At 61.0% G+C, this 7,850-nt stretch carries 8 protein-coding genes; 7 read left to right on the top strand and 1 reads right to left on the bottom strand.

What is annotated here, in order from left to right; all coding sequences use genetic code 11:
* Positions 1-124 precede the first annotated feature (124 nt).
* Positions 125-334, bottom strand: a complete 210-nt coding sequence (locus AB4Z11_RS16005; RefSeq protein ID WP_442026240.1) for a (2Fe-2S)-binding protein — start codon at positions 332-334, stop codon at positions 125-127.
* Positions 335-535: 201 nt separating this feature from the next.
* Here AB4Z11_RS16005 and AB4Z11_RS16000 point away from each other — a divergent pair, with 201 nt between their 5' ends.
* The 7 genes from AB4Z11_RS16000 to AB4Z11_RS15970 all read left to right on the top strand — a co-directional run bounded on the left by AB4Z11_RS16000 (position 536) and on the right by AB4Z11_RS15970 (position 7,728).
* Positions 536-808, top strand: a complete 273-nt coding sequence (locus tag AB4Z11_RS16000; RefSeq protein WP_442026239.1) for a FeoA family protein — start codon at positions 536-538, stop codon at positions 806-808.
* A gap of 3 nt (positions 809-811) precedes the next feature.
* Entirely contained in the window at positions 812-2,701 is a 1,890-nt protein-coding gene (gene feoB / locus AB4Z11_RS15995; protein ID WP_442026238.1) for a ferrous iron transporter B, read from the top strand.
* A 2-nt stretch (positions 2,702-2,703) separates the two neighbouring features.
* Entirely contained in the window at positions 2,704-2,976 is a 273-nt protein-coding gene (locus AB4Z11_RS15990) for a DUF6587 family protein (RefSeq protein WP_442026237.1), read from the top strand.
* An 83-nt stretch (positions 2,977-3,059) separates the two neighbouring features.
* Complete coding sequence (locus AB4Z11_RS15985) at positions 3,060-3,425, top strand: DUF2946 family protein (protein ID WP_442026236.1); 366 nt, start codon at positions 3,060-3,062, stop codon at positions 3,423-3,425.
* A 95-nt stretch (positions 3,426-3,520) separates the two neighbouring features.
* Positions 3,521-5,821 carry a TonB-dependent receptor gene (locus AB4Z11_RS15980; protein ID WP_442026235.1) on the top strand — a complete coding sequence of 767 codons (2,301 nt, stop codon included), beginning with the start codon at positions 3,521-3,523 and terminating at the stop codon, positions 5,819-5,821.
* A gap of 158 nt (positions 5,822-5,979) precedes the next feature.
* The gene (locus AB4Z11_RS15975; RefSeq protein WP_442026234.1) at positions 5,980-7,032 is read left to right on the top strand and encodes a multicopper oxidase domain-containing protein; all 1,053 of its coding nucleotides are present in this window, start codon (positions 5,980-5,982) and stop codon (positions 7,030-7,032) included.
* A gap of 9 nt (positions 7,033-7,041) precedes the next feature.
* Entirely contained in the window at positions 7,042-7,728 is a 687-nt protein-coding gene (locus AB4Z11_RS15970) for a c-type cytochrome (RefSeq protein ID WP_442026233.1), read from the top strand.
* The last annotated feature ends 122 nt before the right edge of the window (positions 7,729-7,850 follow it).

Below are 7,850 nucleotides of genomic sequence, written 5' to 3'. Positions count from 1 at the left end.
TTCTTCATCAGGAAGAACAAACCGGCATGGAGCGCGATAATGACTGCCACTTTGCCCAGCTTGCCGCTGGATTTGCCGCCTTCGTAAGAGTAGGCGGGGAAAGTCATCGACGACATAGCGCTCCTTATTCGACTAGCGAAGGGCGCTTTAGAACGGTTTCCTGCATCGTTGCGCCCAGATGTTGATCCAGCACTTCCATTGCATAGCCGAGGCACTCGCCGCAATTGGTTGCGACGCCCAGTGCTTCACGCAGGCCTTCAATAGTAGTGATGCCCAGATCTACGGCTTGACGGATTTCACGATCAGAGATGTTGTTGCAGACACAAACGATCATCGAATTACCTTCTGGCTAATAGACTTTACTTAATAGACTTTGCCAATGGCATTAATGTCATTATTAAGCTTCTCTTAATGAGAATCATTATCATTCCGGTTCCCATTGTACCCGATCAGGCGTACAATGCAAGCGCAAATACAAACGATTCGCATTTGCCCTTATAATGAGCTTTCCCACTAGACACACCGGAACCGCGCCATGACTCTCGCTCCTTCTTTGATCAATCTGGACACCCTGGCGGTGGGGAAAAGCGGCACGGTGGTCAATATCGCTCCGGCGAACCCTCACGATACCGAAGAGGGCGCCGACCTGGCGCGCCGCCTGATGGAACTGGGCTTCGTGCCCGGTGAGCGCATCCGCATGCTGAAGCGTGGCCTGCCGGGCGGCGAACCGCTGGCCATCAAAGTGGGCAATTCGACTTTCGCACTGCGCCGCTTTGAAGCCGCGCTGATTGCAGTACAACCGGAATAAATAATGGGTGCAGCAGAATCCACAGCGCAACGCGTTGCGCAGCAGCCCATCATCGCCTTACTGGGTAATCCCAATTGCGGCAAGACTGCGCTGTTCAACCGCCTGACCGGCGCGCGCCAGAAAGTGGCGAACTACGCCGGCGTGACCATCGAGCGCAAGGAAGGCCATTTCACCTCGCCCGAAGGCCGTTCCTTCCGCGTGCTGGACCTGCCGGGCGCCTACAGCCTGTCGGCCCACACCCCCGACGAAGAAATCACGCGCGACGTGGTGGCCGGCCTGCGTGAAGGCGAGCGTTCGCCGGATCTGGTGGTCAGCGTGGTCGACGCCACCAATCTGCGCCTGAACCTGCGCCTGGTGCTGGAAATCAAACGTCTCGGCCTGCCGATGCTGGTCTGCCTGAACATGGTGGACGTGGCGAAGAAGCGCGGCATCGTGATCGATACGGCACGCCTGTCGCAGGAGCTGGGAATTCCCGTCGTGGAAACCGTGGCCGTGCAAAGCGGCGGCGAAAAAGCGCTGCTGCAATCGCTGGATGCGATGTGGCCGTTGTATGAGTCCAAGCCGAATGCATTGTCCGCCATTGATACAGTGAGCGTGGAAGAGACGCAGCGCGAAGTGCGCCGTATCCTGTCCGTGGCCGCCAGTTATGGCGAAGACCGTGGCAATCTGACCGAAAAGATCGACCATATCGTCCTGCATCCTCTGGTGGGACCGGTGATTCTGGCCGTGCTGATGTTCCTGGTGTTCCAGGCCGTGTTCACCTGGGCTGAAATTCCGAAGGACTGGATTCTGGCCGGTATCGACATGCTGGGCGGCGTGGTGAAAGCCCATATGGCAGATGGTGCGCTGCGCAGCCTGCTGGTGGACGGTATTCTCGGCGGCGTCGGCAGCGTGCTGGTGTTCCTGCCGCAGATCCTGATCCTGTTCTTCTTCATTTTGGCGCTGGAGGATTGCGGCTATCTGCCGCGTGCCGCCTTCCTGCTGGACCGTCTGATGGGCGGTGTGGGCTTGTCGGGCCGCGCCTTCATTCCGCTGTTGTCCTCCTTCGCCTGCGCCATTCCGGGCATCATGGCTGCGCGTACCATTCAGAATCCGCGCGACCGCCTGGTGACCATCATGATTGCGCCGCTGATGACCTGCTCGGCGCGTCTGCCGGTGTACTCGCTGATCATCGCCGCCTTCATTCCTGAGCGTGAAGTGTGGGGCGCCATGAGCCTGCAAGGCCTGGTGCTGTTTGTGCTGTACTTCGCGGGCATTCTGTCGGCCATGGCGGTGGCCTACTTCATGAAGCGCACCATGGGCGCCAAGCGCAACCAGCCGCTGATGCTGGAACTGCCGGCCTACCACTGGCCGCACCTGAACAACCTCGCGATCGGCCTGTGGGAGCGCGGCAAGATCTTCATGACCCGCGTTGGCAMCATTATTCTCACCCTGATGGTGCTGCTGTGGGCATTGAGCAGCTTCCCCGGCGCACCGGAAGGTGCGACCCATCCGCCGATCTGGTACAGCTTCGCGGGCATCCTTGGCCGTGGCCTGGAATATATCTTCGCACCGATCGGCTTCACCTGGCAGATCTGCATTGCGCTGGTGCCGGGCCTGGCCGCGCGTGAAGTAGCTGTGGGTGCACTGGGCACGGTGTACGCACTGTCCCAGACCGGCGACGAGCTGGCGACTTCGCTGACGCCGGTGATCGCACAGAGCTGGCCGATGGCGACCGCGCTGTCGCTGATGGCTTGGTATGTGTTTGCGCCGCAGTGCATGTCCACGCTGTCCGTGGTGCGCCGCGAAACCAACAGCCTGCGCTATCCATTGCTGATGGCGGGTTATATGTTCGCGCTGGCCTACACCGCGTCCTTCATCACTTACCGCGTCGCGCTGGCGCTGGGAGCCTGATCATGTGGCAGCAGATCATCGTTGGCCTGATCGTCGCAGCAGCCCTGCTGCACTTCTGCACCAAATACCTGCCTGCTGCCTGGCGCCGCCAGATTGTCTTCGTGCTGACCAAGCGTGGCTTCAACCAGGACAAACTGGCGAAACTGTTCAAGACTGAATCCAGCTGCGGCGATGGTTGCGGCAGCTGCGGCAGTTGCGGGGACGCGCCGGCCGAAGAAAAGCCAGTCGAAGGCGGCCCCGCACGCCGCGTCATCAAGCTGCACGTGCAGCGTTAAGACCACACAAGGGATAGGCCATTTCTGGTGCACGTATAAACATGCATATATAATGTATGTTATTGATATCCCACCATCTGGCAATGACGTTCAGCAGACGACAAATCGCACGCATCATTTACATCGCCTTGCTGGCGGTGCTGATGGCTGCGCTCGCGCCGACCGTGTCGCAGCTGCTGGACGCGCGCGTGCCGCTGCCGGATTGCCATGCTGTCGCTGACGCTGATACGGCCGCGCCGGGCCATGCGCCCGCCAGGGCCGCCCACCCGCTGACGCATCATTGCGGCTACTGCGTCCTGCAAGCCGACCTGCCGTACCTGCCAACGCTGCCGGCCGCCCTGCCTGCGCCGGAAGTCCCGCCGGCCAGTACGCTGCCACTGCTGCGTCTCGTGCCGGCCTCAATCTTCGTATGGCTCGCTGCGCAACCGCGCGCACCACCGGCCAACTGATCTTCCACCACCAGCACACCTCCGCATTGCACGCGCATTGATCCCTGCGCGGCCGCAAGGCCTCCGCACGTCCAAATAAATCGAAAGGAAGCACCATGCAATTCCGTCTCATTCCGCTCGCCGCCGCGCTGCTGGCTGCGTTCACCCATAACGTCCGCGCCGACGAAGGCGAGGGCACATCCGGAGCGCCGCTGAAGATTCTTGGCACCGTCACGATCACCGGCGTTAATCCGACTTCGTTGCCGACGCAAATTCCCACCACCATTGAAGGCATCACGCGCGAGCAACTGGAGCGCACCGTCAACGCCACCGATGCCGAAGACGCACTGAAATACATGCCAAGCCTGCTGGTACGAAAGCGCTATATCGGCGACTACAACCACGCCGTGCTGTCCACGCGCGCTTCCGGCACGGGCAATAGCGCGCGTTCCGCCGTGTATGCGGACGGTATCCTGCTCTCGAACTATCTGGGCAACGGCGCCACCTTCGCACCGCGCTGGGGCATGGTGGCGCCGGAAGAAATCGAACGCGTCGATGTGCTGTATGGCCCGTTCTCTGCGGCCTATGGCGGCAACTCTGTTGGCGCCGTGGTGGACTACGTCACGCGCATGCCCAGGCAGCTGGAGGCGCACGCCCGCGTCGCCTATGTGCATCAGCCCTTCGAGCTGTACAACACGAATTCCACATTCCACGCAAAGCAGGCTGGCTTCTCGCTGGGCGACCGTGTCGGCAATCTTTCCTGGTTTCTCAGCCTGAATCGCACCGACAGCGATGGCCAGCCGCTGACGTTTGCCACGCGCCTGCTTTCCGCCGCGGCCACGCCAGCGAAAGGCGCAGTGGCGGTCACCGGCGCCATAGCGGGCCAGGACCGCAGCAATCGCGACTGGCTGATTCTCGGCACGGCCACACAGTACGACACGGTACAGAACCAGGGCAAACTCAAGCTGGCGTACGACATCACTCCGTCCGTGCGCGCGAGCTACACGCTGGGCTGGTGGAAGAACGATTCGCAAGGCCGTCCGGACAGTTTTCTGGATGACGCGCAGGGCAAGCCGGTGTACAGCGGGCCGATCTCCATCGGTGGCCGTGGCTACACGCTGACGGCGTCCGACTTCAATGCATCGAACGAATCGCTGCARCACTTCATGCACGGCCTCTCCATCAAGAGCCATACCAAAGGCGTGTTCGACTGGGAAGTAGCTGCCAGCATGTATGACTATGACCGCGACCTGCTGCGTGCACCAACCGTGGCGCAGCCGGGGGCTGCGGCCGGTGGGGCGGGGCGTATTGTCGACCAGAGCGGCACCGGCTGGAACACGTTGGCACTGAAAGGCACGTGGCGTCCGGAAGGCGCACAAGGCGCGCACATCATGGACTTCGGCCTGCAGCGCGAAGCCTACAAACTCGCCAGCATCGAGCGCGCCACCGACAATTGGATCGACGGTGCACCGGGTGCGCGCAATCAGGCCTTTGCGGGCCGTACCGATATCACCAGCCTGTATGCGCAGGACACCTGGAAATTCGCGCCGCGCTGGAAGACCGTGCTTGGCGCACGCATCGAGCACTGGCGCGCACACGACGGCGCTACCTCAAACGCCACCACCACAGTGCAGCAAGGCGAACGCAGCGAGACGTACGCCTCGCCGAAAGCGGCACTGGCCTTCCAGGCGAACGACGACTGGACACTGAAAGCCTCCACTGGCCGTGCGGTGCGCATGCCGACAGTGTCCGAGCTGTATCAGGGCGGCATTAACGGCTCCGGCACCCTGATTAACAACGATCCTAAGCTGCGCCCCGAAAAATCCTGGACCTCCGAGCTGACCGCTGAGCGTCTGTCCGGCGCTTCGTCATTGCGCCTGACTGCTTTCTTCGAACGAACCAGGGACGCGTTGTACTCGCAGACCAATGTGCTGGTCACGCCCAATATCACCAATGTGCAAAACGTCGACCGCATCCGCACGCACGGCGTTGAAGCGGCATGGAGCGGCGAGGACGTGTTCGCGCAAGGCCTCGACCTCGCCGCCAGCGCGACCTGGACCGATTCGAAGATCACCCGCAACGATAAGTTCCCGGCCAGTGTAGGCAAATGGCAGCCGCGCATTCCGGAGTGGCGTGCCAGCACCGTGGCCACGTACCGCGCGACCGACAAGCTCAGTGTGACTGCCGCCGCACGCTACAGCGGCAAGCAGTTCTCCAYGCTGGACAACTCCGACCCGAACGGCTTTGCCTACCAGGGCGCCAGCAAATACTTCACGACCGACCTGCGCGTGCGTTACCAGATCGATCGCCAGTGGAGCGTTGCCGGCGGCATCGACAACGCCAACAATTACAAATACTGGAATTTCCATCCCTATCCGCAGCGCAGCTGGTTTGCCGAACTGCGCTTCGATCTGTGAGCCGCCAATGACCCTAGAAAAAATCCGGCAATCTTGCGGCACAGCATAAAGATGCATACAATGTGCATGTTTGTTGGCAACTGGAGGTATCGCCAGCAAATTTTTTGATCACAAACATGCAAACAAAATGCATGTTTAAACGGGAAAGGGTTGGATCGATGAAGAGGCTCCTGAAATGGGATACAGGACGCGTGCTGGCGCTGTTTGGCCTGCTGCTTGCCTGCGTCGCGTACGAAAGCGAATCGCTTGCCGCCGTGCGCAAATTTGAAATGAATATCGAAGACACGAAGATCACGCTGGTGGAAAAGCAGCAGTTCCATACTTTCGCTTTCGCCGGCCAGGTGCCGGGTCCACTGTTCTATGTGGACGAAGGCGACGAGATCAACGTCCACGTCAACAATATGACTGCGCTGCCGCACACGATTCACTGGCACGGCATGCTGCAGAAGGGCACGTGGAAAATGGACGGCGTGCCTGATGTCACGCAGGAAGGCATCAAGCCGGGCGAAAGCTTCGACTACAAATTTACCGCGGAGCCTTCGGGCACGATGTGGTACCACTGCCATGTGAACGTGAACGAGCACGTGGTCCTGCGCGGCATGTGGGGTCCCTTCATCGTCAAGCCGAAGAAGCCTACCGCGCTTGAGAAAACGGTCACCAAAGAGCTGATCCTGATGCTGTCCGACTGGGATTCGAAGTGGGCCAACAAGCCTGGCTTCGGCGGCGTGCCTGGCGATACCTTCGACTACTTCACCATCAACGGCAAGTCCTTCCCGGATACCCAGCCTATCCGCGTGAACAAGGGCGACGTGGTGCGCATGCGCCTGATCGGTGCGGGCGACACGACCCACAGCATCCACCTCCACGGCCATGTGATGACCGTGGCATTCAAGGACGGCTTCCCGCTGCCTGCGCCGTACAAGGCCGACACCATCGCCGTCAATCCGGGCGAACGCTACGACGTGATCTTCACTGCCGACAATCCTGGCCGCTGGATGATTCACGACCACGTGGACAGCCACACCATGAACGGCGACCGTCCGATGGGCGGCGTGATGACGGTGGTTGAGTACAACGAGATCAAGCATGACGACCCGTTCTACTCCTGGAAGGGCAAGAAGTACGAGCCGAACTTCTACTACGAGGAATCGCTGAAAAAAGGCCCGGGCATCTATACCAACGATTCGATGAAGGGCCAGCTGGTCCAGTAAGGAGCGCACATGAAACGTTTGCACATGACCGTGCTGGCGGTCGCCATGGCCGCCTGGCGCCTGGCCGCAGYGGCACCCGGCGATGAGCTGATCAAGCAGCAGTGCATCAGCTGCCACGCCGTCGCCAAGCCGGACAAGGCCACGCTGGATCACATCTGGCAGCGCAAGGGGCCGGACCTGCACTATGCCGGCGATAAATTCAACCGCGACTGGCTGGTGAGCTGGCTGCAGAACCCTGTGGCGATTCGTCCCGCCGGTGTGCTGTATTCCAAGGTGGTGAAGGCTGCGGCAGACAAGGCTGCGGACCAGCCGGATGCCTCGCAGCTGCAGCCGCATCCCAAGTTGCCGAAAGATCAGGCGGAGCAGGCGGCCGATGCGCTGATGGCCATGAAGGTGCCGGGTCTGGTGGAGAAGGGCAGCTACAAGAACGAGCCTCCGAGTTCCATGGCTTCCATGCTGTTCTCCAAGCTGCGCGGCTGCACCTCGTGCCACGCGGCCAAGCCGGGCAGCGGTGGCCAGTCCGGTCCTGAGCTGTACACGGGCGGCGATCGCCTCCAGCCGGACTACGTGGCGGCCTACATCCGCGACCCGCAAAAGTTCGATCCGCACGTGTGGATGCCGACGCTGGGCCTGAACGAGGCCGACGTGCAGAAGCTGACCGGCTACATCACGACCCTCAAAGGAGCACCGAAATGATCCGCCGCGCCACGATCCCGCTGCTGCTTGGCTTTGCCGCCTTGTCCGCCCACGCGGAAGAGCCGCATGCCAGCGCAACCCGCAATTACAACACTTACTGCGTGCAGTGCCACGGTGTGAAC

Origin of the sequence: Pseudoduganella sp. RAF53_2 (assembly GCF_052113985.1) — a bacterium.
Taxonomy (GTDB): Bacteria; Pseudomonadota; Gammaproteobacteria; order Burkholderiales; family Burkholderiaceae_D; genus Rugamonas.
Note: the sequence above shows the minus strand (reverse complement) of the source record. Positions and strands in the feature narration are given on the sequence as shown.

What these genes read in the sequence shown, in the direction of transcription:
- AB4Z11_RS16005 (WP_442026240.1), bottom strand. Translation starts at nt 334, where the DNA reads ATGATCGTTTGTGTCTGCAACAACATCTCTGATCGTGAAATCCGTCAA.
- AB4Z11_RS15985 (WP_442026236.1), top strand. Translation starts at nt 3,060, where the DNA reads ATGACGTTCAGCAGACGACAAATCGCACGCATCATTTACATCGCCTTG.
- AB4Z11_RS15990 (WP_442026237.1), top strand. Translation starts at nt 2,704, where the DNA reads ATGTGGCAGCAGATCATCGTTGGCCTGATCGTCGCAGCAGCCCTGCTG.
- AB4Z11_RS15975 (WP_442026234.1), top strand. Translation starts at nt 5,980, where the DNA reads ATGAAGAGGCTCCTGAAATGGGATACAGGACGCGTGCTGGCGCTGTTT.
- AB4Z11_RS16000 (WP_442026239.1), top strand. Translation starts at nt 536, where the DNA reads ATGACTCTCGCTCCTTCTTTGATCAATCTGGACACCCTGGCGGTGGGG.